Below are 22,424 nucleotides of genomic sequence, written 5' to 3'. Positions count from 1 at the left end.
ACTCACTACCAAGACTCCATCCACAATGCGCCGCTTCTCAATCTCGCCTGCAGCCTTGGCTGCGCTTGGGCTGCTATCTCCGCTTGCCCTCGAGGCTGTCTTCGCCCCTGCTAGCCACGCAGGTGCAGGCCACAACCATGGAGGCGGCTCGGAAGAAGAGCTGCGCGAAGGAGAGACCAGGGTCACTCCTGTCATCACACTCGAAGGTCACGGAGGTTTCGAAAACAACCTCACCACCGAAGGGAAACCCTCCCACTACGCGATCGATGGTCTATTCGGCGCAGTGTTCGAATGGGGACTTCCCAACGACGGCAGTTTCAGCATTGAAGCCGCTATTGGTCCAGCCCTGGTATGGGGTGAGGCCGAACATTTCTACGGCAAGGTTCATCTGGACGAGCACGATGACCATGCAGCCGAAGGGGGTGCCCATGAGGACCATGGCGATGAGGACCATGGCGATGAGGACCATGGCGATGAGGACCATGGCGATGAAGACCATGGCGATGAAGACCATGGTGATGAAGACCATGGTGATGAGGACCATGGCGATGAAGACCATGGCGATGAGGGGCATGCCGACCATGCAGCGCATGGCCATGAGAAGGGGCAGCCCTACCGCAGAATCGACATGAAAGGGATGGTTCAGGCTCGCTACCAACCAAACGATCGGTTGGCGATTTCTGCAACCTGGCTTCCTTACGCCGTCATGAAATCCCAGGGAGAAGATATCCAGGGCGTGAAGCATGAGGTCTCAGCAGGCATCACTTATGCCTTTGGCGATGGAGACGTCAACTTCGCCCTCGGCGATGGCCTGGAGTCGGTGATCGATGGTGTCTTCGTGAATGTGAGCAATCACACCGGCTGGGAAAGCGACGGCACCTACATCGGCAACTACACCGATACTTGGGCAGGCTTCGGCTTCAATGTTGATTTGCTCAATATCACCCTCACCGGTGGCCCTCGCTTTTATAGCCCTGGCTCTTATTCAGGCCTGTCACAACGCACTGACTGGGGCGGAGACATCTCTTTTGAATACCCAATTTCGGACAGCGTTGTTGCTTTCGCCCACTTGGAGATGATGTACAGCACGCAAGGAGGGAAAGGTTGGGGCAAGGGCTTCCAGAACCATGTCGGAACTGGGGTCACCTTCCGCTTCTGATCACGGTTGCTCGTCGTCCTGCTGGCAGCGATTGCAGAGGCCATAAAACTCAAGGGTGTGGAAGAGCAATTGGTACCCGTCCTGTTGCTCTTCCGGGATCGTCATCGAATGCAACGGACAGGTGGAGAGCTCACGGGTCTCTCCACAGTTCACACAGGTGAGGTGATGACGATCTCGCATCACAGGGGCATAGAGCACCTCTCCAGTGGGCAGGTGGCGACACCTCACCAGACCGCGTTTTTGCAGCTGGTGGAGATTGCGATACACAGTCGCCAGCCCCATGCCCTGATCGCTTTCCAATAGAGAGCGATGGAGCTGCTGACCGCTGAGCTCAGCGTCGCTGGCCTCAAGCAGATCGATCAAACGTTGCTGCTTGCTACTAATTCCAAGCTTGGAGCTGACCATCACATCCGCGAGACGCCTCCATCATCCCGCGTCGGACGTGGTGTCTGTGAAGTGCTGTATTGCTCCGATTCAGCTCTTGACAGCCAGATAGGAATCACGGCGTCACCACTGGCGTACGAGGCCATCAACACCGACAATCAACGTCAAGAGCCCACCAGTGACATCCCACGGCCATGACCGGCGTCATCACAGGCTTGATCGTCCTCTACCTCCACTGCTGGTGGTGCGTGCGCACTAGCAACTCAGCCGCTCTGAAACGCAGCTGGCCTTACCCGCGCCAGCTGAAGGTGAACGCTGATCTTTATCAACGCTCCCGGAAGCGCTCAGGGCGGACATTGGCCCGCCATCGGGCCCGCCAGCTCAGGCTTCAGCCATAAAAAACCCCCGGGGGTCTCACGCCCGGGGGTCGGCAGGTTTTGCAGCAGTCCGTGTTCCGGACTGCATCAGTTGTAGTGGAGGCTCGACCAGCGCGGATGACTGAATCAATCCGCGAATGCGACCGGAGATGACTCGTGCTTGAAGCAGGTCGACCCGTTCTTCAGGCCCAACCAAAACCCGCGAGGCAAGGCTCAGAAACGCACTTGGACGGGAGCCTCCACGCTTAATCCCGCATCACGGGCATCACTGGTCATGGCCGTCAGGCTCTCGCCACTGAACACAGCCCGACCACTCAACAGGTCATCCCACTCGCTGGTGGGGAAATGGGCTTGCAGCCAGAACAAACCCAGGGCACTGCCGGGGCTGACAGCAAACGATGATTCAACCTGCTGAACGGTGAGATCCAAGCGTTGGCTCCTTCACTGGACACCATTGAGCCTTGAGCCCCAAACAAAAACTGTTTGTATTGATACAAAAACAAGGTTGAGACCCTTGCAGGTCAAGGCGAACACCGTCTGAACCCAGCCCCAGGCTTCCATCCCGCCAGAGGAGGGGATCTTGATCGGCACAGCCAACAAACCAGGTCCGTTTTTAAATTGCGATCTTGAGAGCAGGACGCGAGAAACCTGGAATCATGCATTTACGGCTCAAAACCAATACACGATCAGCTGGATTCTCCAGCCAGCAGGTTTTGCTGATGCTGTTGATGGCAATCCCGATCGGACTGATCGGGATTGGGGTCATGATCACCCTGGCCATGCACCACAACTCCAATTCCAACGCAAACTCCACAGCGCAGGAACCGAACCCAGCGGGCCCAGAGACGGTGACGCCGACACCACAGCAACAAACCATCCAGCCTTTACCGCAACAACCTCGAGCCGAACCGATCTTGCCGCTAAAACCACTGGCCAATCCTGTCGGCACACCAATCACCCGTAGCAGTAGCAGCACGTGTTGGTTTCAGATGCAAAGCGGAGGCAGCCTGATCGGTGAACGCTGTCGCATCACGCAGCGCACCAACGTCAATGGTGATCGGGTCTTCGATGTGGTTGAGCCTTCAGGACTGAAGCGATCGGTGGTGCTCTGGAACAACACAGACGTTGAGGTCTTCCTCGACGGTCAGCGCTACACAGGCACCTGGCGTATCGATGACGACGGCGACGTGCGCATCCGTCTTCCTGGTGGCACGTTTGCCTTCAGGCCGCCCTCCTGATCTCTAGCTGGTCACCCACAGAGCAGTTGAAGCCCTACGACGTCAGCGTGCCCATTCCTTTTAGACGACTCCTCTGCACATTCACTCGACGTCTTCACTGCAGTACAGGCGAAATCAAGACCCGACAGAACTAACTCAAGAGACGTTCTCCATCGTTATCAACATTCTCATTCAGAGCCCCGCCTGCCCATTGTCGAAACGCTCCAATCCGCACAGGCGAGCTGCCTGCTGATAGAGCGGCATGAAGCGATCCCAGCGGAAACTTCTTGGGTCGTAGCGACTACGGCTGCGATCCACGGCCTGATGGGTGGTCAACCGGGTCAAGGGAATGCCATGACGGGCCTGCCAAAGCAACACTTGACCAGCAAGGTTGCGGTACTGAGCTGGGGAATAGCCGGAATGGCTACCGCGGTCATCGCGTCCATCAACCGGTGACACCAGGCTCACATGCAAAGCGATGTTGTTAAGGGATCCCACCCGCCCAGGCTCACGACGCTGGGTCGCATCACCGAATGCCGACATCCCTGAGCCATAGGCACGATTGTTATCAGGAACAATGCGCAATCGTGATCCATCACGCGCAATCAGCATGTGATAACTCACCTGATCGGCATCCTCAGGATGCGGCGTCTGAAACAAGTCAACCGTGGCCTTCTCACCGATCACGGTTTCATGCAAAACAATCACCTGGGGCTTGGCATTCAGAGGTCGTCCCCAGACGTCACGGCTCTCCCGCTCACCGAAATTGGTGGGATCAGCCGGTTTGTCGAGCTCCTCCGACAAACCGAGCAGTTCGGAGCAGCGCTCAATCTGCTCAAGGGCCACTGGTTGTAGACCAGACGGCACCAGCTCCAACAAGGGGGGCGCACTCTTCGGAGCAACCGGAAGATCGGCCTTAGGCACGGGAGCAGGATCAGGGGTCGTCCTAAATCGAGGGAGCTGGATCGCACTACAGCCACACAGCATCAACAGCACACCAACAGCTGGGGAATAACGAATGAAGTCCATCTACTGCTTGCGGTAGTCCCAGATCTTCCAACGCCCAGACTCCTCCTTCAGGGTGTAAACCCAATCGTTGGTAGTGGAAGACTTTTCAGCCCCTTTTGGAGAATGCAAAGTGGAGTCTTCAGTCACAGAAACCACGATCGATGGCATCGCAATCGACGGAATGAAGCGAATGACACGATTGACACGGATGATTGAGTAGGAATAACGACTGTTGTTGTTTTTCAACCACTGAATCGATCCATCTGGCTTTGTGAGATCCGTCCAGAGTGGGCCAGCAGCCACCACCTGATCGGCAAGATCGGTATTAAAAGGAGGAGCGAAGATCTGCGACTTCACAGTGAGCCATTCCTCAACAATCGCTCGCGCCTGTTGCTGGCTCAGCCCAGACTGCGGTGCCGCTGAACGCTCCTTCGAAGGAAGTGGCTGGATCGTGGTACTGCGATCGATATCACTCGGAAGCTCCTGGACAACAGGGGGCTTTGGAGTGGGCGTCACAGCACCCTGACGCTGGATCAGCAACACAACAAGCCCCAAACCCAGCACACCAATTGGAAGGACAAGAAGCAGAGCCAGCAGGGCCTGTTGATTGCTAAAGCCCCGACCGCAAGAGGCCATTGACGATCTCTTCGATGTGAAGTTCAACCGACCCACAACATGAACACAACTTGACGATCCAAGTTAAGCCCCCTCAAATCCCTTGCAGCGACAGCCTCACAGAAAGCCATGGGGGTGGGTATGAACGACTCGCACCCCATTGACCTTGTCGTTCACCCGACAGAGCCAAGGAGCCAAAGCATCAACCTCGCAAGAAAACGACACCGACCACGTAATGCGATGGGTGCGCGCGCCCCATCACCGGCGTGCAAACAGCTGCCATCCGAACCAGAGGATCAAGACCAACACCACCCAGGGCAAGAGGGAGCGCAGCAACAGGGCGGCCACCAGGACCACACCGACGCCAATGGTGGTTTTGGTGACCAGAGCCTTGCTCTGGGGAGTCATGTACTGCCAGCGGGGCAAAAGGGGCATGGAAGCTGTCGTATCGATCCGTGCAGCCAGCATGGCCACCCTCGCAACCTTGATCAAGCCGGGCAGCACACCCTGGTCAGCCAGAGGCGTCATGCACAGTGGGTGCAAACGCCCGTCGCAGCCCGCTCCGATGTCTTCGCAGCTGCTCTCCCTCTCCACCTCCCAACCATTCCAGTGCCTTCCCCTCACGGAAGCGGTGCGTGACTTCATCCGCCTCCATGGCGAACGCGAAGGTGCCGTAGCGATCTCCGGCCTGCACACCACCACGGCTCTGATTGTCAACGAGATGGAAGAGCGACTGCTCATGGACCTCGAGCACTGGCTGGATCAACTCGCCTCCGCCTCCGCATCCTGGAAACACAACGATCTGGACCTTCGCCCAGACATCCCCGCGGATGAACCGCGCAATGCCCATGCCCATCTTCAGGCTCTTGTGCTCGGCAACCAGGTCATGGTGCCTGTGACCGATGGTGAGCCTGTGCTCGGGACCTATCAAGACGTGATCCTGGTGGAGCTGGATGGCCCGCGCCAGCGGCGGGTGTCACTGCAATGGCTCTCCGCCTGAGCCGGCCTGCTCCTGGAGCCGATCCGGGAACGCTCAAAAAGCCACCGACCTGTCGCCATTGCCACGGCGCGAGCTGACGACCACATCAAGCATGCAGATCAATCTGCCCACGGGTGATGACCAGCGATGAAGCAATGGCCCTGATCGAAGCAGCCCTTGATTACTGCAAGCATCGGCGAAAGTTACTGACCAATGCGGACCGAGATGACGACGCTTTGGCAATCGACCACGAATTCGAAGAATGGCTTCACCCCCAGGGCGGAGTGCTTCCACTGATGCCCTGCCCCAGGCCTGAGGAAGCCTGAGGCAGGGGTCAAACCGCCACTTCAGCCGACACTGAACGGATCAGCACCGCACCATCGGCGATCAGATCCAGACGCCATTGCCGCAGACGCGCGCGCGGCACACAAATCGAATGGGCCGCACCACCTTTCCAGAACTCAAGCCAAACCTGCTCGTCTGCAAGGGTGCGTCGGCCTGACACCCCCATCAATGGCCGGGAGCATGGTCGCTTCATCGCATTGCTTCAGCTAGCGCCATTGAGCCGTATCCATCCCCAGGCTGTTGTGGCGAAAGCAACGTTTCGAAAGCAACCTCGCCAAAGCGCCATTACCTAAAGCCAGAAGCATCGATCAAAGGGGTGGCTTCCCCAGGTCTCGCCGTACTGATCGCCTCAAGACCGCTGCGCCCTCCAGAGCAGAAGCACGGGGAAGCTGCACCTGCTCATGGGCCCACTGCTGAACCAACGTGGCCAGCAGCGCACGATCGCCAAACACACGGACCACAAACTCCACCATTGAGAACAGATCTCAATAGAACACAAAACCGGCTTTTCTGCAAGTGATTCTCAATTGCCTTAGCGGGTGGGGCATTGAGTGCATGAAGGCGAGGCAATCGCCAAGCCGTTCAAGCAGGGGTGCTTTTTATGCTTGCAACGCCTTGTCGCCGACCAGCACAAGCCACGACTTTCATCCAGTTATCCCAGGGGCGAGGTGCCGGAGGGCCCATCCCTTGAACGGCCACCCAGCGAGCCATCAACTGGTGATCCAACGCAGAGGGGAAGACTGGCCCTAGCCAGGCACCAATCAACTGGTCAGAACGCCATCGCACAAACAGCATAAAGAATCAGAACAGTGCTAAAAGTTGTCATCCCTATCAGACTTTTAATACGCATCCATTTCCTATCCCACTTATAGGGAGCCATCAGAACAATCGAAGTGAGCGTAAACAGCGCAAAGCCAGTTGTAGACCAATGTGGCGGCGTGCGCGTCGCCAACATGTGAATACCGTGAGACAGAAAACAAACCTGTGAGATATAGGAACTCAAAGCCCCGAGATTGTAAACCAGCGCTTTATGTTCAAAAACGAATCGAAGATTAGGCTTGGAGCTCATCCCCCATCAGCAAGCTCAATCTCAACGTAGCCACTGAATGGACAAAGCCACAAGGACACTTCGCCACTTCTGTATCATTTTGAACACGGAGCAAAGCATGCGCTACAACAGGTCATTCCTGCCATGGCTTGACATCAATGACCAACCAGAGACAAAAGCCGCAGCATGATTCCACACGCCTCGACCTTCTGGAAACCTGACAGAGGAAATCGAGCCTCTAGCTATCACGCAATGCACCTGACTCAGCCGACTGATCAATTTGATTGATCGATCCAGGCAAGAATCCAGGCACGTTTCAAGCCAAAGAGAATGCTTCAGCTTCACTCATCATTCTTTTCAGGCAAGAAGATGCATCTTCTGCGCTAATCCTTTTGGCTTACAAGCAACACTGAAGACTGCATCAAGTGATACTCATCGCAAATTACAATTGCCTCCAAGCAGGATTTATCCTCTACAGGCTCCGCCAAAAGCATCACGATAGTGATCACCGCTGCACGGCAGGGTTCTGGTGACAGCAGGTCTGCAGAAAAGGACTGACTAAGGGCAATCAATCCCGTCGCCGATTCTGCCAACCACCACAAAAGCACAACCGGGATGGGCTTCGGCCGCCATACGGCAGGCATCACTTCGGCTAGAGGCCCTCACCACAAACCGCTGTGCCCCACCAGGAGACTCCAACCTCACCTCATAAGACGAACGCATCACAAGCAAAGCAGCCCTTTTGTTCTGGCTCAGGTCGGAGGCTGAGCGCCAGTGCTGAAACACTCATCAAGGCGAAGATGCGTAGCAATTCCCACAACAGCGCCCTCCTCCCTTCGGGATAACAGGACTACAGAAGCGTCGCGCATCGGTACTTCTGTTGGGGGACTGGAGCGGGCCTGGACAGCCCGCCTTTTTAAGGCCGCGAAGGAATCGTGCGCACACCAGGAGCCGCCGTCTCGTCGAAGGCATCGGGATTGATCGGTGTGATCAAGGCTGCGTTTGCCCGCACTTTGCAACGCAGCATCTCTCCACGGGCTTGAAGAGGCCTGTGATCAAACACAAAGGTCCCCCTAGGCCCTACATCCACCGGCAACCAAGCTTGATCGTCCTGAAAAACGATCCCATTCAGCTGGGACTGCGCGATTGCAGTGCGAAGAATGCTTCCGTAATCGAGGGATACCAGTGGAACCGCATCGCCACCGAGCGACCGGCAGTTCAACCCGTTGCGATCCTGATCAATTACCAACCACAGCATCTGGTGATACTCACCTCTGTTTCCCTGCACCTTGGTCGTCAGGAAATTCCCATTGGCGGCAGGTCGAACCACATCAGCCCGCTGGGCCATCGCCGGCAATACCGGCCAAGCGCCGGTAATCACAACCAAGAACAGCAGCGGAGCCTGCAGGATCATCGCCATCGCAGCACACAGATGAGCTACCCCATGCTCGTTCGAAACGCCTGGCGCTGGATGAGCGAAAACACCGAAGCCTCGATGGGCGTTCGCAGACATCAGTGGAACCACGTGGTCGTAACAGCCACGACCACCGAGACTCCAGTCAAAGCAACACAGGACTGACGCTGACATCATTCCCCCGCCCCACCGGTCCGACAGCAAAAGCCATGGGCCCAAACCAGCACGTGCGCACGGTTGGTCGCGACACGCGGCCTTGGTGGCACAGATCACCCATCGCCATGAAGAACACCTCCCCAAGCCATAAAGCCCAGAGCATGACCCCGGTGGTCGCGACGATGCACGCGATGGCAAGCATTCTCGCCTGCTTCGGCCTGCTCTCCCCGCTCGGGGCAAGCCAACCACTCCTCGCCCAAACGCTTGGGAATGAAGCCTGGGTGAACTGCAGCTACAACGGCCGCAATCTCCGATGTAGGCGCACCTTTCTCTGCAGCAGCGCCCCTTGCAATCGATTCCGACTGACCTGGTCGGATGGCATCAGCGACACCTACACCCTGATTCGCACGACAACCCGCACATCGTCGATCTATCGCGATCCACGCGGCGGTGAGTGGAATCTGCTCTCATATGCCGGTTCATTTGTGCTGCGCAACCCCGCCAACGGCAACACGATCATCTTCGATGGCAGCCAACAAGACTGCAGCAAGGTGTGGCAGCTGGGCAGCATCTGTGGCTGATCAGATGCAAACCCTTCCAACGATCAGCGGCCGAGAACGTGAACTGCAGAAGCTGATGCAGGCAGAAGAACCTGTCTGGCTAGCGCAGTCTGATCGGCGTCTTGAGTCGTTCAGCTCCAGCTTTGCCTGTGCACTGCATATGCATCAGCCCACCATCCCCGCCGGGCCAGATGGAGAGCTGATCTCCCATCTGCAGTTCATGCTGGAGCACCCTGAGCAGGGGGACAATCACAACGCCGAACCGTTCGCCCAGTGCTACCGGCGAATGGCAGAGCTGATCCCCCGTCTCATTGATGACGGATGCAGCCCTCGAATCATGCTCGATTACTCGGGCAACCTGCTCTGGGGCGTTGAGCAGATGGGCCGAACCGACATCACAGATGCCCTGCGTTACTTGGCCTGCGATCCCACCATGCAGCGGCATGTGGAGTGGCTCGGAACCTTTTGGGGCCATGCCGTGGCCCCATCAACTCCTGTTCCTGACTTGAAGCTGCAGATTCAAGCCTGGCAGCATCAGTTCGCAGCAATCGCCGGTGATGCAGCGTTGCAACGCGTGCGCGGCTTCTCGCTGCCGGAGATGCACTTGCCCAATCACCCCGAGACGCTATTTGCTCTGGTCCAGGCCCTAAAAGAGTGCGGTTATCGCTGGCTTCTCGTGCAAGAGCACAGCGTAGAAACCCTGAATGGCGCAGCATTGCCTCGCGAGCAAACCTTGGTGCCGAACCGTTTGATCGCCCGCAACTCCAACGGGGAGGAGATCAGCATCACTGCGCTGATCAAAACCCAGGGATCCGACACCAAGCTGGTGGGTCAGATGCAACCCTGCTACGAGGCCCTTGGCCTGGAGCGACAGCCGCTGGACACGTGCATGGTTCCGGCCCTGGTCAGCCAGATCGCCGATGGTGAAAATGGCGGCGTGATGATGAACGAATTCCCTGCTGCCTTCATTCAGGCCCACGAGCGAGTGCGCAACGAAGCAACGCAGGCGATCAATGGCACGGAATACCTTGAGCTACTGCAAGCTGAAGGGATTGGGCCAGAGCAATTCCCGCCGATACAGGCGGTGCAGCAGAAGCGCCTCTGGGATGCCGTGGAAGGTGAGCTAAGCGCAACCTCCGTTGACGCAGCGATCAACCGATTGCGACAAGAGGATGGCGGATTCTCCATGGACGGGGCTTCTTGGACCAACAACCTCAGCTGGGTGGAGGGCTACACGAACGTGCTCACACCGATGCACCAACTCAGCGCTGACTTTCACGCCCGCTTTGACGATGCTGTCGCTGCTGATCCGGCGATGAGCGCAACACCCCACTACCGCAACTGCCTCCTGCATCTCCTGCTGCTGGAGACCAGCTGCTTCCGTTATTGGGGGCAGGGCACTTGGACCGACTATGCCCGCGAGATTCACCGCCGCGGCGAAGCCCTACTGAGCAAGCCGCAATGATGAAAGACAGGAGCTGGCCATCGTGCCGCCCTTGCCGCTCTGGCATGACCAGCCGCTCGACTGGTCTCAGTAGAGAACAAAACTGACCGGTTGCTAAAGCCTGAGCAAGCTGCGTAGCCAACGAACCACTCGTGTGATCACAGCCCACAACCCTTGGCTGGAGGCAGGGCTTTCCGGTCGGGCTAATGCTGCAGATGCAACGGCTGGCCTTTGGGGTGCATAGCCCTCGAAAGCGTGCTGCATGGCTTCGTCTCCTTGCAGGTCAGCCACAAGCGTGCGCTCACGAACACGGGCACCGCAGCCGGGAGAGTAACGACCCTGGTATTGCCGCATTCCAGTCATCAGAACAAGCCTCCAATTACGAACAAACCATCACACCGGATCCACCTCCTGAGCTGCTCTCTCACGGCAAGCCTTTTCCCGAAATGCGGATGTCGCCAACATGAGCACCAACACCGTCGGTTCTGCAGCACGGGCAGGATCTGACCAAACAGCGTCAAGCATCACAAAGGAACCGACGGCGGTGCCACAGCCCAGGGCTGTGGCCGCCATCACCGACACCACACCACACAGCAAAGGGGTACGACTCAGTTGTTGGTGATTCAGCACGGTGTTCATCACAGCCACGCCGCTGCTTTCACCATGACCACAGCAGGCGAAGCAGGCAGCCAAGGAGAGAAAAAGGATCGAATCATTTCCGGATTCACCGGAATAGAAGTGGACTGGGCAGCCATGGCCTCTTACCCAGGATCCAATTGTGCAGATGCTCACGCCCCAAGCCGGGCCAAAGGCGAAGCGATCCCAAGCAGAAGCGGTGCTTTCCACATCAATGCCACCAGCCGCTTTAGAACGGTGATGCTGCAGTCAACTCAATGAAATTCGACAGCTCAAATGCTCATCCGATGGGAAGCGTGATCTGTGATGGAACACACGCCCCATTCCATGCTTTGGCCTGCCCGCTGCATCCAAGTGCCACGCGAATTGGCAAACGCAAGTAAGAGCAAGACGCCAATAGGGCGACTCTGGTCTCGGTCACGAGACCTTTGCTGTTTCAGAGACCTGAGGACCCTTGCTTGCTTGAAGGGCCTCTGTCAAGGTCAGTGACTCTGCCCAAGGGTTGCCACGACGCTTACGCCACTGGCGTGACGTTCAACGCTCCAAATTGGCGTGTCTGTGCTTCGAGGACAGTTGAAGCAGGTTCGAAGCCCTGTCGTGGTCTTCGGTTTTGCTGAGCTGGCGAACGAGATTCCAGGTATCTTGGGCAGACATCTCGCCATTCTCTTCCCATTTGAGGCTTGAGAGCTGAGAAGAGTTCATCGCGGGACCGCCTGGTGATTTAAACCTAGGTATTAGTGCAGGGATGGCGTGACCCCAGCTTCACACTTGTTTCCTGTAGAAATCCTGAAACTGCTCGGACGACAACAGAGGCCAAACGACCTTCCAGCCGGGAATCATGCCCTGGAGCAAAACCGTCTCTGCTTGCTTTGAAGCCAAGACCATCCGAGCCAACCAGTGGGACAGGGGGGGGAGAAGCAGCCACGCATCGATCAGCGCCCTGCAAGCCAGGATGGCTGAGCAATCTGCCCTACAGCCAGGCAACGCTGATCGTTGACCAAAACGTTGCAGGCATGAAACATGCCGCTTGAGTATTCCTACTCCATCAAAGATTTTGGTATCACAAGCAACGCCAACTCAAATTCGTGATCAATACGTTATTAGTAATCACGTCAATCTAATGAGCTTCTCAATAACTACGATCGCCGCAGGTACGGTGATCTACATGTACTTCCTGGCCTTATTCGGCCCGGTACTGCGCTGACTCCCGCCATCAGGACAAGGCGAAGAGGCGAGATCAACCTGGAACTCAGACCTCCAAGCCAGCGTGAACGGGGTGAAACCAGGAAGCATTTTCTGGCCTGCATTCAGGGAAAGTGGCGACCCTAGACGCATCAAGCCATTGAGCAATATCCAAGCAAAGAGAGACTGGCCCGACTCAAGAAAGCAAGGGCGACAAAATGATGTGCATAAAAAGATACGTTGCAGCACCAATCAGGATGGTTGTAAGCGAAAAGCTCATCAAAACTCCCGTACTCGACTACCTTTTTAGGCGAGATTCAACAACAAACCACCAAAAGCACATAAAACTTTGATAGAGCAATAATACTTAGCCTCCTGGACTCGCGCGGGCGATAATTGCAAGGCCGCCCTATTGGCAGCAATTTGATTGCGCAACAATCAGAAAAATACAAGCAAAAGGTTTCAATCCAGCCCTTTTGATCAGCGCTCTTGACAAGTATCGACAGCCAAAAAGGTCACTAGTCGTCATCGACAGAGCAGACAAGCGGCTCTGAATCGCAAATCACAATGCGAAATACTGAAACGCGAAGTCAAGCTCAACTACAGGCCACCGCCTCAACGCCATCAAGCAACGTGTTGCAGAGTTAATGGATCAGCGAGATCACGCCTATTCAAGCAGGGAAGAATAGCCATCTTCCCTAAAGTGAAGCATTGGCTTACCAAGCTTTCTCTATAAACTCATCGCCGAGACAACTCGTCATGCCGCCCAGGCATCACATTCCTGCGGTTCACTCCACGGCAGGAGACACCTAAACCTGTGAACAACTTAGGCCTCGGAAACAGATTCAAAGCGATGAAGACCCCAGCCTCTACTACTGACTTGGAAGGCTGACTCGATACAGCGTATCGACGGCTGGCTTCCATTGCACAAGATGACGGGAGTCGATCTTATGACTATTGAGGCAGTCCCAAATATCATTACCAGCCAAAGTTGCCTTCGACCAATTGTCTCCTTCACTTTTCATTTTCTTCCTATTACTGTCTTTCCATTCAGTCCATTCCATCTGCGGATAAGCAGAAACATATCGATTAAGGATTACAAGCGTAAACTCCATTGCGCATCTGTGCTAAAAATCAGTCAAATCATAACATTGCAATGGGCCACATACATCAGATGCTCTGCACTTTTTGATGCATCGATGGAGCATTCGCCATTGCCAGCAATCCACTCTGAGCTTGTTGTGATCAATCCCTCAGCGATACTGCCTCATTTAGATCAGTTCGGTGGCAAGATCAACCGCACTTTGAAGAGCCCCTTCAGCCATGCCAAAGCCTGGGCCGGCAATCCAATCTCCACAAAAACCAACTGCGCTGGACTCGCACCATTGAAGGGAGTTGGCTAGGGGGGCATCCAGGGGCTGAGACGCTCCCCAACGCATCACGCCTAAGCAACGGGCCAGGGCAAGTGATTGAGCCAACTCGGGCCAAGGCAGCAACAGCTCCGTCAAAGCCTTCCGTTGGCGTGATTCTTGCTCCACCAACAAACCAGGCTGGCTCGCTGGCGTAATTGGGGATCCGTCGTCCAAGCCGTGGACGACTAAGCCCAGCCTGTGATCTTGCTGACGATGAAGAACAATCCGTTCGATGCCAAATTTTGCTTGAGCTTCAGGTGTCAACCAAATTTGCCGAGGTAGATGATCGGAACAGCGAGGCAATTCGAGCATCAAATTCCAACGTACCGATGCACGCATCTCACTAATTTGCTCGAGTGCAGCATCGAAGCAGGGATCCACATGCAACGGAACTGCCGAACGCAAAGGAACATCGCGCCAACCCAACATCGCCAGGGAACGGGGATGGGCCAGAAGATTTCCAGTGACCACGAGAGAACGTGCCCGACGCTGACCTGAGAGACACCACCATCCGTCTTCCCTGCGCAGGCTGCTAATTCGTTCTCCAAACGCCCCTTGCGTTTTTGAGCCTGCAGCCTTCAGCAACGCTTCTGGCACCGATGCCATGGTTGGCACACCACGAAAACGTGGGCCCTGAAGCAGTGGATGATCGGGTGGATCGACAATGGAACCCGCCGCACTCAAGCCAACAACAAGACCTCGATCGGGCTGAACAATTCCCTTCTCCATCAGAGGATTCCAGAGTTCAGCAAGAAGACCCTGCGGTGGTTGGCTGAAGCTGAAACAAGGTGCTCCATGATCAAGCCGCCAAAGCGAATCATCACGTCGACGCCGCGACGCTGCTCGACCACCCGGACCACGACCAGCCTCTAACAGCAGAATTGTGCCGTCAAAACCGCGCTGGCGAAGCGAAGCAGCAAGACCAGTGCCGGCAAGACCAGCTCCGATCACAGCAAGATCAACGTCTAGGTGCGATGAATCAGGAACAACGGTCATGAAGCGCCAAGGGCCACGGAGTTATGTCCAAGCGAATCGTGGGGAACGCAATGCCGGCCTGAGACCTACTGGGATCCACAGCGTGCAGCTCTTCTGAAAATCTAGGACGCTTGAGCTCGGCTCAGCGCCCGGCGGACCTCGCTCAGCAGGTCTTCACTAGAGATCGTCCTGCACTTGCACAGAAAGGAGCACGAGCTTTCGCCAAAGCCCAGTCGATGTTGACGGCATCGACCAAGACGACCCTTGCCACCATTAAATCGCTGCTCGCCTTCACGGCGGGGGTCGCTGGAGGATCTGTGCTGATGCTGGGTTCAGCCTTGCTCGCAATGAACTGGAAATGCAGCACCTTGAGCTGAGCACCTAGACGAAGCCATTTTTATTCGCGCCTGGTAAAAAGTACTTAGGCACTTCACCCAGCTCAATACAGCGTTTGACCCTATTAAATATTCGGCATAGTGTTTGAGGAGCGCAGGAGGATTACCAATGAGAGATACATTCAAGAACGAACACAACGCCACATCCATAGTCGAGAGATGGCAGTCAGTAGACAGCTACTTCGAGTGCATTACTGAGTGCGATCTCGAAGACAAAACATGCGTAACCAAGTGCATGATTACTTACCTTTGGCAAGAATCTGAGTAAAAGTGGCGGGGTCTATTTATTAACCGCATCGCTTAAGCAGATGCTCACCTTGCTTCAAATGATTGAACATGAGGTTGCACCAATAAGTGCTTGCCAGCCCTGATCCAGGACATAGGCGAAGTCCTGACAGGCCAGGCGGATTCGTACACCCTTGCAATTCAGCAGCTCCAGGTCATCAACAAATCCCTAGTCCTCCATCCGAACCACTGCAAGCAATACATCTGCTCTGCTCCCACTTGAGGCGGTTCCACCTCCTACAACTCCTTCTTCGGCGTCGTTCGAAGCAGTAGCGCACCTCCTCCCACACCTTCTTCCATTGGCAACGCCACTGAAATGCCCGCCCGCAGGCCGGGCCTGCCCCGGGGGGCGACGACCTTGCACGCACTTTACACTTCTTAGCAATAGGATCAGATCATCTGTTTCAAGGCGACATGACCACCGAGGACCTCATCGTGCTTGCAGTCAGCTTTTGCGCAGCCTGCTTCGCTCTTAATCTTTATAAGCTCAACCAGCCAGCGAGGTAATCAGTCACTCAGACTTCTAACACTGGCAGGTGGGCCAAACTTTTCAATCGAACCAGGCTCACTAGTCAATCAGAGCTCAAATTGACCTCTGCATCGAATGCACCAACGCCGAGGCCTCCTCATCAACGCAGTTCGGTAATCGATTGCTGTTGTGTCAAAGGCATCAGCTTGATCTCGCCTCCGGAGAGCGGCAGGTCGGCGAAACGCAATTGGCGTAGATCGGGATTCTCGAACGTTTTGATCGAGTAGGTGCCATTCTTCTGATCAGCAACAACGCTCCATTCGGTGATCTCATAGCTGGCTTTGGAACTCCCACCACCAAACGCACCACCAGGAGGAAGGACGATGCTTCCAGGCGGCAAATTAAACTGGCCAAGCAGATGAAACGCCGTGCCTACTTGCTGGGCTGAGCTCAAATCCGTGGGCGCGTTGTGACTGAGAATCAGTGCGCGGATAAAACGCGATGTCGACAAAAAATCACCCGGCAAGCCATGCAAGCCGACGCCTGAACTTGCAGGCGGCAACGTCTGCCCATTGATGCGCATCACAGCAGGAGGGTTGGCGCTGAGGTTGGCGTAGTTACCGGCAGCAGCCAGGTGATACGGCAAGGGAGGGTTGTTGGTGTAAACCCCCGTTGGGTTATCCAGCATATGGAGCTCACCCTTGATGTATTCCACCGACAGGCTCTGACCTGAGCTGTCGTGCAGGGTCATGTGAATCGGCACCGGGCCGCCGAAGGCTTGCAGCACCGATCCGTTCACCAGGATGTTGGGGAGCGCCTGCTTCACCTCGGCGATCGACTCGAAGTTGCTCAACACATAAGTGAGCAACTGCCAACTAGCGATGGATCGATTCTGTTGGCCAGACGGAACGTCTTGAAACTGGGCATAACCGGCGAAATTCAGCAGTCCGCCAGCCATACCGCGTTCGTTCATGCCATCAACGACGATGTCATCGACGCCAACGGCATTGAGTCCGACCACGGCATAGCGACTGGTCCATGCCAGACCGGTGCCTTGTTGCCCCGATGCCCCCACCCCTCGTAAGGATGTGCCGCGTTGAATCAGCAACGCCTCGCTGTTGAGTGGTTGGCCCCACTCCATGGTGCGGCCATACACCCTGCCGCCGTCATTGCCTTGCAGCATGAAGCTAGTGCAGGCAATGGCGGGGCTGATGGCACACCCCAACAAACTGATGCCGAGTAGGCATGCGAGCTGAAGTGTTCTCCGAGCGAGCATGGCGCAATAACTGAACCTCGACTTCAAGTCTTTGCAAGACCCATCGAGGGGCTCGTCAGTTCACGGAATGTTTTCCACCGGCACCGTTCAGGCTCACAGCAACGGCAGCTCGGATGCCACCCAGAACGGACGGAGCTCCTTAGAACCCGCTGATCCGTTCGAACAAACTGCCCAGTCCTCTTCGGAACCAGACCGAGAAGCAGCATCTGATCTGAGTGCCACCCTGTGTCCACAAAACTCCCCCATTGACTGCGAAGCAGGAGCAGAAAATGACATGTTAAAAACAGGTGATTTGTGAACTAGATGATTCTGGCGACAGGTGGAATCCGTCTGAGTTGATGGCTGATTCCAAATGAGATCGTGATTCCAAGAGCTGATGCAATGAGTGCAATCAGCCAATGATTGAGACCGATAAAACCAATGGCTTCTAGCACCACCACAAGCACCAGTGGGTGGATGATGTATGCCCCAAAGCTGTCGACTCCCGCTGTAGCCAACCACTGCCCGCAGCGATTCTCATTACGTTGAAACCAAAGCAACAGATAGGCGATCACTCCCCAACCAATGAAGGGATAGAGGAGAGCCATCAGAAGTGAGAGCTTGCCAATCTCAGTTGACATGCTGCCGTTGAAGGTCAGCACAAGCGAAATTGCCAGAAGGCCGAGAGCCAAAGCGACGGAGAAGCGGAACCACCGCAGAACCAAATGGGTGTCAAGCCGCTCCAGCCAGCGATGCAACGATGCCTTGCAGCCAAGAAAAAATAAAAAGCTATAAGTAAAAATATGCATGCCTTGGAAACCCAGGCCATCTAACGGTGAACTTCTCAAAGCAGACCAGAGGTCGGTGCGTGTGACCATGACGACTTCAAGGATCCCTAGCGCAACGGCACTGATGAGCCAAGAGCGCAGCTGGGGCGTAGGAACTGATGTGTCTACAGCGAAACGATCTCCTCGCAGCGCAACCCAGGAGCAATAGAGCAAATCGAAGACGAACAAAACGACCAAAAACCACAGCACTGATACTCGGTTAAAGGGCATGTCGTTCCAAGGCAGTTCCGCTAAAGGACTGGCCGGGGAGAGCCTCCCAACAAGATACGAGGCATTGTTGATCAACAGCAGACCAAATAAGAAGGGAATACCAATTCGCAGGAATCGATCTTTTAGGTAACGTGCAATGCCTTTCTTATGCACCGAACGCGGGACGAAGTATCCCGAAAGCAGAAATAACATGTACATGAAGAATGTATTGCAGAAATAGAAAAACAAACCGCATGCAACTGCAAAGAAAGGATCAGCAGACCCCCCGCTGGGAATCTGTACGCCAAACCAGCCCCAACCGCTATCGGAAAATGCTATTGGAACATGGACGGCAATGACTAGCGCAATCATTAGTGCCCTGATCTGATCAAAATAGAGCACACGTTGGTTGCTGTTGGTTTGCTGGCAAGTCATAGGACCAGTCTCACCAAGAGCCCCAAAGCCTTGCCCCCAGAAATTGGGGGTTCTCCTAATTCTCTTATGGAGAGATGCTTTTGATGGGTGTGAATGCATTGCTTTGCCGTGAGTTGTGAGCCTCTCGCCCCGTCAATCAATCATCTCCCCGCCCACCATCTTCCACACCCCCCAAATGGGGGAGACATTGATGAGAACTTCCTGAGTCAGCTGAATCTCAAAGGAACGCCTACAGGGCTTGCCATGGCTCTCAGCAAGCTCTTTCCGGTCACTGTCATGAGGGCCAGCAACAAACCCAGCAGCGTTGCAAAGTCCTCAGGGTCACCATCAGTTAGTGCCACCAGGCATGGTCCTGCTAATTGCTCCAGATCCGCCAGCATTTGAAAGGCAGGTCCGCTCAACTGCAGGCATGGGCGAAGTGGCAAACCTTTTCAGTGTGCCGAGCCCATCTCGATGATTTCGCCAACGTGTCCAGATGCCGAACAAGGACCGCCCACGCGTTGATGGACCCAACTTTGGTATCGACTGCCTGACATGCGTGACACCTCTACCGTCCAGCTTCAGAGAGGGCAGCAGTCCCTTTCGGCGTGGCATCTGCTGTCGTTATGACACCACTCCTTCTTATGCCAGTACTTTTGGTCATCCAAAAGGAGTCAACCAGTGACGCATGATCTGCGCTGGACCCTGCTCGCATGGAGTGTCTGCGCGGTGGCAGCGGCCTTCAAATTCGCACGCCTGGCCCGACAGATGCGAGGCAGCCTGACTCCAAACCAAGACCCAGATAACAGCGAGGCGGTGCGAGCTCGCCTGGAACGAATTTGGCAGAAGGATCTCCCCTAACCCTGCCAGCCCCAGACTCCATGTTCAGCTCCGCGTCTTTGCCTGCGACCCAAGCATGAAACCCTCTCCAAGCCGGATCCGACTCGCTCTTGTGATCGCCGTGCTGCTGGGCACTGCTCTTCCCGCAGCAGCAGGCCCAAAGCGGCAAATGGTGCGCGATGTGATCCAGTGCACACGCATGCAGCAGCGTTTCATCTTGGCTAGGGACCTCGGATTTGAGACTGGCCTCAACAGCTCGATCGATGCGGACGCGATTCCCGACGAACTGAAGCAACAGATACTGGAGGCCTATCTCCAAGTGGCTGACGAGGTGTTCTCATGGGACAAGGTGGAGTCCAAATATGAACAGCTTTATGGCCGCCACTACACCGAGAACGAGCTGAAGACCGTGCTGGAGCTGTGCCAGGACAGTCGCTACCAAATGGTGTTGAGCAAGGACTTGGAGATGCTGCCTGGAGGGCTCAAGATCGGCGAAGAGTTTGCTCCGGAACTCCAAGTCAAATTGCTGGAAGCGATGACCCGGCTGATGAAGAGCTGGCGACAATGACCAGCCTCACGCCCCATGCCAATGCCAATGGGACAGGGATAAAGAATCCACAAACCAGGCGTGCACAGCCAATCCGTCCCCCCTATCAGTGGAGCAAGACAAATCGCCTCCCCATGGATCGCCTTCCCCTGCAAGCCGTTGCCGTTGCTGGTCTCATACCACTGGCTCTAGGCCTACCCAGCAGTGTTCAGGCCCAGGTGCAAGGTGTGGCACCACGCCAGCCCGTGACCGTGGCCGTCAAAGAGATCACCAACAACGCCTCTGGAGTCTGGTGGTGGAGTCCACGGGTGTCGAAACAGCTCACCGACATGCTCTCCAATGAACTGAAGAGCACCGGCAACTTCACGCTGGTGGAGCGACAAAGCGTCAAACAAGTGCTCAGCGAGCAAGAGCTGGCCGAGCTAGGCATCACCCGCAAGAGCACAGCACCGAAACGGGGAATGATGACTGGCGCCAAGTACTACGTGCTTGGCAGCGTCAGCGACTATCAGCAGGGAATGGAGACCAAAAGCGGCGGCGGTGGCTTCAACATCATGGGATTCGGCCAACGCAAGTCGTCCAGTCAGAGCAAGGCCTACGTCGCCCTCGACATCAGGGTGGTCGACACCACCACCGGTGAAATCGCTTACTCACGCACGATCGAGGGCAAAGCCACGTCGTCGTCGAACTCCACCTCCTCCAGCGGCGGAATGTACGGAATCTCCTTCAGCGATTCCCAGTCATCGTCCAAGAAGGTTCCCGCCTCCAAAGCCGTTCGGGCCGCCATGATCGAGGTGAGTGAATATCTCAACTGCGTTTTGTACCTGCGCAACAGTTGCATCGCGGACTACGACCGCAAGGAGCAGAACCGTCGCGAGGCCACCAAAGACGTGCTCGAGTTCTGATGCAGGGCCCCAGCCAATCCGCAGCCAGGCTGGCAAGAGCGTGTTTGCTGCTCTTGCCACTGCTGGCGGAGCCTGCCTTTGGCGCTAGAGCTCGAGCCTCAACGGCAGCCAATGACACTGCGGTGATCGCATCAGCACCTGGTGCCACCAGCAGGGACGCTCTCAATACTTTCCTGCGCCAGCTTGATCGGGCTGAAGAGCTTTATCGCGCCCTGATGTTTGAGGAAGCGGATCGCATCAGCGAACTCACGGTGATGCGAATCAACGCCTTCCTCGAGAGTCATCGCCACCTCAATGGGGTGGATGAGATCGAAGCGGTGCTCCAGGCCCGCACCGCTCAGCTTCGGGAGTTGCGATCGCTGCTAGAGCATGACCGGGCGCTGGAAGAACAACGGTCCGCGGAGCGCTACGACCGTCTGAAAGCAGAACGGGAGCGGCGGCGGCAGGCCTACCAGCTGGCGCTGGAACAGCGCCGAGCAGCGGAAGCACGCGCCGCCCGCTGGTGGCCTGTCTGGTTCGGCCGGCCGCTGATCCTGAGGTACTGAACCCTCGAAAAGGAGTCGAGTCGTTCGCAGGTTGGAAGCCAACCTGATGCTCTTACCACCAGCGCAGCTGATTGCGCAGACGCTGGTACCAAGGAGTGGCATTGCGAAGTGGCTCGCCTCGTTCAGTCGCGGGGCCCTGCCCAGACTCCATGCTCTCCAGCTCACGTCGAAGTTGACGCAAAACTGGCAGCAACAACACACCGGCAACCAGCCCCACCAAGAGCAGAACAGGCAGCAGTGAAACCAGCCAAATGGTCATCACCAGGCCCGCCAAAGCACTGGCCAAATGCTGCAGCCAACGCGGCCGCTGCCGGCCCGGCAGCTGCTTCATGGCTTCAGAGCTCGAAGACCGTGCCCAGCAGACCTGCTGGATGGGCGAACTGCTCCACACCCTGCCGTTCAAGCTGAATCAGCATGACGATATGGGCCATAAAGCGAAACGCTGAGAGCAGCGCCAAGCCAATACAGAGGGGGCAATGTGTGATTCCCATGCAAAAAGCATCCCTGCTTCCTTGTCTAGGGGCCTCTCACCGTTCTATTTCTTGATCTTCAGCCGGAGCGGGTGCTCCGCTCCGGCTGAGCCCTGATTCACTGATGATCCCGCTGCCAACGGGTGAGATTCGCTGGGGAGAACTTATGGCCATGGCGCTGGCCAACCTTGGCCACACAGGTGTTGTCCTTGCCGCATTCCGCCACTTCGCGGCGAATGGAATCATTGCTCTGTGCTTTGGACAGAAACGTCTGCAGTTGCTTCATCGACATGGGTGAAACCTCGCGATGGGTTAAACCACCGTTAAGCAAGCCAGGCAAGACCTACGACC

General features: G+C 56.0%; 27 protein-coding genes. 11 read left to right on the top strand and 16 right to left on the bottom strand.

Going from position 1 to position 22,424, the window contains the following annotated elements; genetic code table 11:
• Window positions 1-25 precede the first annotated feature (25 nt).
• Complete coding sequence (locus DXY10_RS09240) at window positions 26-1,159, top strand: hypothetical protein (RefSeq protein WP_115018692.1); 1,134 nt, start codon at window positions 26-28, stop codon at window positions 1,157-1,159.
• On the opposite strand, the gene DXY10_RS09235 is transcribed toward DXY10_RS09240, so the two are convergent.
• Window positions 1,160-1,564 carry a transcriptional repressor gene (locus DXY10_RS09235; protein ID WP_115018691.1) on the bottom strand — a complete coding sequence of 135 codons (405 nt, stop codon included), beginning with the start codon at window positions 1,562-1,564 and terminating at the stop codon, window positions 1,160-1,162. It lies immediately after the preceding gene.
• 173 nt (window positions 1,565-1,737) lie between these two features.
• On the opposite strand from DXY10_RS09235, the gene DXY10_RS09230 reads away from it, so the two are divergent.
• Window positions 1,738-1,941, top strand: coding sequence for a hypothetical protein (locus tag DXY10_RS09230; RefSeq protein WP_115018689.1), 204 nt, complete (start codon window positions 1,738-1,740; stop codon window positions 1,939-1,941).
• Window positions 1,942-2,133: 192 nt separating this feature from the next.
• Here the strand turns inward: DXY10_RS09230 and DXY10_RS09225 are convergent, their stop codons facing one another.
• Entirely contained in the window at window positions 2,134-2,349 is a 216-nt protein-coding gene (locus tag DXY10_RS09225; RefSeq protein WP_115018688.1) for a hypothetical protein, read from the bottom strand.
• A gap of 299 nt (window positions 2,350-2,648) precedes the next feature.
• On the opposite strand from DXY10_RS09225, the gene DXY10_RS09220 reads away from it, so the two are divergent.
• Window positions 2,649-3,158 carry a hypothetical protein gene (locus DXY10_RS09220; protein ID WP_136989147.1) on the top strand — a complete coding sequence of 170 codons (510 nt, stop codon included), beginning with the start codon at window positions 2,649-2,651 and terminating at the stop codon, window positions 3,156-3,158.
• Between the two features lie 171 nt (window positions 3,159-3,329).
• Here DXY10_RS09220 and DXY10_RS09215 read toward each other — a convergent pair whose 3' ends face one another.
• From DXY10_RS09215 to DXY10_RS09205, 3 genes are all read right to left on the bottom strand, one after another.
• Window positions 3,330-4,166 carry an N-acetylmuramoyl-L-alanine amidase gene (locus DXY10_RS09215; RefSeq protein WP_115018685.1) on the bottom strand — a complete coding sequence of 279 codons (837 nt, stop codon included), beginning with the start codon at window positions 4,164-4,166 and terminating at the stop codon, window positions 3,330-3,332.
• Entirely contained in the window at window positions 4,167-4,781 is a 615-nt protein-coding gene (locus DXY10_RS09210; protein WP_115018683.1) for an ARC6/PARC6 family protein, read from the bottom strand.
• Between the two features lie 237 nt (window positions 4,782-5,018).
• Window positions 5,019-5,288 (bottom strand): hypothetical protein, encoded by a 270-nt coding sequence (locus DXY10_RS09205; RefSeq protein ID WP_115018681.1) that lies wholly within the window; start codon window positions 5,286-5,288, stop codon window positions 5,019-5,021.
• Window positions 5,289-5,325: 37 nt separating this feature from the next.
• Between DXY10_RS09205 and DXY10_RS09200 the strand changes: the two genes are divergently transcribed.
• Window positions 5,326-5,760 carry a secondary thiamine-phosphate synthase enzyme YjbQ gene (locus tag DXY10_RS09200; RefSeq protein ID WP_115018835.1) on the top strand — a complete coding sequence of 145 codons (435 nt, stop codon included), beginning with the start codon at window positions 5,326-5,328 and terminating at the stop codon, window positions 5,758-5,760.
• A gap of 116 nt (window positions 5,761-5,876) precedes the next feature.
• On the top strand, window positions 5,877-6,065 hold the full coding sequence (locus DXY10_RS09195) for a hypothetical protein (protein WP_115018680.1): 189 nt from the start codon (window positions 5,877-5,879) through the stop codon (window positions 6,063-6,065).
• A gap of 8 nt (window positions 6,066-6,073) precedes the next feature.
• Here DXY10_RS09195 and DXY10_RS14285 read toward each other — a convergent pair whose 3' ends face one another.
• The 3 genes from DXY10_RS14285 to DXY10_RS09180 all read right to left on the bottom strand — a co-directional run bounded on the left by DXY10_RS14285 (window position 6,074) and on the right by DXY10_RS09180 (window position 8,552).
• Window positions 6,074-6,250 (bottom strand): hypothetical protein, encoded by a 177-nt coding sequence (locus DXY10_RS14285; RefSeq protein ID WP_206749697.1) that lies wholly within the window; start codon window positions 6,248-6,250, stop codon window positions 6,074-6,076.
• A 142-nt stretch (window positions 6,251-6,392) separates the two neighbouring features.
• Entirely contained in the window at window positions 6,393-6,557 is a 165-nt protein-coding gene (locus DXY10_RS14615) for a hypothetical protein (protein ID WP_170955767.1), read from the bottom strand.
• Between the two features lie 1,491 nt (window positions 6,558-8,048).
• Window positions 8,049-8,552: a hypothetical protein gene (locus DXY10_RS09180; RefSeq protein ID WP_115018674.1), complete on the bottom strand. Its 504-nt coding sequence runs from the start codon at window positions 8,550-8,552 to the stop codon at window positions 8,049-8,051.
• A 275-nt stretch (window positions 8,553-8,827) separates the two neighbouring features.
• On the opposite strand from DXY10_RS09180, the gene DXY10_RS09175 reads away from it, so the two are divergent.
• Both DXY10_RS09175 and DXY10_RS09170 read left to right on the top strand, forming a co-directional pair.
• Window positions 8,828-9,283: a hypothetical protein gene (locus DXY10_RS09175; RefSeq protein ID WP_136989142.1), complete on the top strand. Its 456-nt coding sequence runs from the start codon at window positions 8,828-8,830 to the stop codon at window positions 9,281-9,283.
• Between the two features lie 4 nt (window positions 9,284-9,287).
• A complete protein-coding gene (locus DXY10_RS09170) occupies window positions 9,288-10,727 on the top strand; it encodes a glycosyl hydrolase family 57 (protein ID WP_115018833.1) in 1,440 nt (479 codons plus the stop codon).
• A gap of 93 nt (window positions 10,728-10,820) precedes the next feature.
• On the opposite strand, the gene DXY10_RS09165 is transcribed toward DXY10_RS09170, so the two are convergent.
• The 6 genes from DXY10_RS09165 to DXY10_RS09120 all read right to left on the bottom strand — a co-directional run bounded on the left by DXY10_RS09165 (window position 10,821) and on the right by DXY10_RS09120 (window position 18,787).
• Window positions 10,821-11,060, bottom strand: a complete 240-nt coding sequence (locus tag DXY10_RS09165; RefSeq protein ID WP_115018671.1) for a hypothetical protein — start codon at window positions 11,058-11,060, stop codon at window positions 10,821-10,823.
• A gap of 39 nt (window positions 11,061-11,099) precedes the next feature.
• Window positions 11,100-11,552 (bottom strand): hypothetical protein, encoded by a 453-nt coding sequence (locus tag DXY10_RS09160; RefSeq protein ID WP_115018669.1) that lies wholly within the window; start codon window positions 11,550-11,552, stop codon window positions 11,100-11,102.
• Between the two features lie 2,243 nt (window positions 11,553-13,795).
• A complete protein-coding gene (locus DXY10_RS09145) occupies window positions 13,796-14,932 on the bottom strand; it encodes an NAD(P)-binding protein (protein WP_115018664.1) in 1,137 nt (378 codons plus the stop codon).
• A gap of 817 nt (window positions 14,933-15,749) precedes the next feature.
• On the bottom strand, window positions 15,750-15,959 hold the full coding sequence (locus tag DXY10_RS09135) for a DUF2256 domain-containing protein (RefSeq protein WP_115018661.1): 210 nt from the start codon (window positions 15,957-15,959) through the stop codon (window positions 15,750-15,752).
• Between the two features lie 261 nt (window positions 15,960-16,220).
• Window positions 16,221-17,336 (bottom strand): choloylglycine hydrolase family protein, encoded by a 1,116-nt coding sequence (locus DXY10_RS09130; protein ID WP_115018659.1) that lies wholly within the window; start codon window positions 17,334-17,336, stop codon window positions 16,221-16,223.
• Window positions 17,337-17,635: 299 nt separating this feature from the next.
• Window positions 17,636-18,787, bottom strand: coding sequence for an acyltransferase family protein (locus DXY10_RS09120; RefSeq protein WP_115018655.1), 1,152 nt, complete (start codon window positions 18,785-18,787; stop codon window positions 17,636-17,638).
• Window positions 18,788-19,447: 660 nt separating this feature from the next.
• Here DXY10_RS09120 and DXY10_RS09115 point away from each other — a divergent pair.
• From DXY10_RS09115 to DXY10_RS09100, 4 genes are all read left to right on the top strand, one after another.
• Window positions 19,448-19,627, top strand: a complete 180-nt coding sequence (locus DXY10_RS09115; protein ID WP_115018654.1) for a hypothetical protein — start codon at window positions 19,448-19,450, stop codon at window positions 19,625-19,627.
• Between the two features lie 55 nt (window positions 19,628-19,682).
• Window positions 19,683-20,174, top strand: coding sequence for a hypothetical protein (locus DXY10_RS09110; protein ID WP_115018652.1), 492 nt, complete (start codon window positions 19,683-19,685; stop codon window positions 20,172-20,174).
• A 113-nt stretch (window positions 20,175-20,287) separates the two neighbouring features.
• Window positions 20,288-21,058, top strand: coding sequence for a CsgG/HfaB family protein (locus DXY10_RS09105; RefSeq protein ID WP_115018651.1), 771 nt, complete (start codon window positions 20,288-20,290; stop codon window positions 21,056-21,058).
• The gene (locus DXY10_RS09100) at window positions 21,058-21,603 is read left to right on the top strand and encodes a hypothetical protein (RefSeq protein WP_115018649.1); all 546 of its coding nucleotides are present in this window, start codon (window positions 21,058-21,060) and stop codon (window positions 21,601-21,603) included. Before DXY10_RS09105 ends, DXY10_RS09100 begins: the two co-directional genes overlap by 1 nt.
• A 52-nt stretch (window positions 21,604-21,655) precedes the next feature.
• Here DXY10_RS09100 and DXY10_RS09095 read toward each other — a convergent pair whose 3' ends face one another.
• Both DXY10_RS09095 and DXY10_RS09090 read right to left on the bottom strand, forming a co-directional pair.
• Complete coding sequence (locus DXY10_RS09095; RefSeq protein WP_115018647.1) at window positions 21,656-21,934, bottom strand: hypothetical protein; 279 nt, start codon at window positions 21,932-21,934, stop codon at window positions 21,656-21,658.
• Between the two features lie 257 nt (window positions 21,935-22,191).
• Window positions 22,192-22,365 (bottom strand): Nif11 family protein, encoded by a 174-nt coding sequence (locus tag DXY10_RS09090; protein ID WP_115018646.1) that lies wholly within the window; start codon window positions 22,363-22,365, stop codon window positions 22,192-22,194.
• Window positions 22,366-22,424 lie beyond the last annotated feature (59 nt).

It is taken from the genome of Synechococcus sp. UW140 (assembly GCF_900474295.1).
In the GTDB taxonomy this organism is placed as follows: Bacteria; Cyanobacteriota; Cyanobacteriia; order PCC-6307; family Cyanobiaceae; genus Synechococcus_C.
Note: the sequence above shows the minus strand (reverse complement) of the source record. Positions and strands in the feature narration are given on the sequence as shown.